Below are 284 nucleotides of genomic sequence, written 5' to 3' on the forward strand. Positions count from 1 at the left end.
GCTCTCCCAGCTGAGCTAAACCTCCATCACTAAAAATATAAGCACGGCAACGTCCTACTCTCACAAAGGGAAACCCTTCACTACCCTCGGCGCTAAGAAGCTTAACTTCTGTGTTCGGCATGGTTACAGGTGTATCCTTCTTGCCATCGTCACCGCACATAAGTGCATTATATAATGAGTAATTGCTCACTCAAAACTGGATGTTAAAGTTATCTGTCATCATAATTGTCTACCGCTTATTTTGGTTAAGTCCTCGACCGATTAGTACTAGTCCGCTCCATACA

Annotated in this window: 1 rRNA gene; it reads right to left on the reverse strand. The window is 43.7% G+C overall.

What is annotated here, in order from left to right:
* Positions 1-41: 41 nt before the first annotated feature.
* A 5S ribosomal RNA gene (gene rrf / locus DW196_RS11210) occupies positions 42-157 on the reverse strand.
* Positions 158-284: the final 127 nt, after the last annotated feature.

The sequence above is a fragment of the Vagococcus sp. AM17-17 genome (genome assembly GCF_003471765.1).
Lineage (GTDB): Bacteria > Bacillota > Bacilli > Lactobacillales > Vagococcaceae > Vagococcus > Vagococcus teuberi.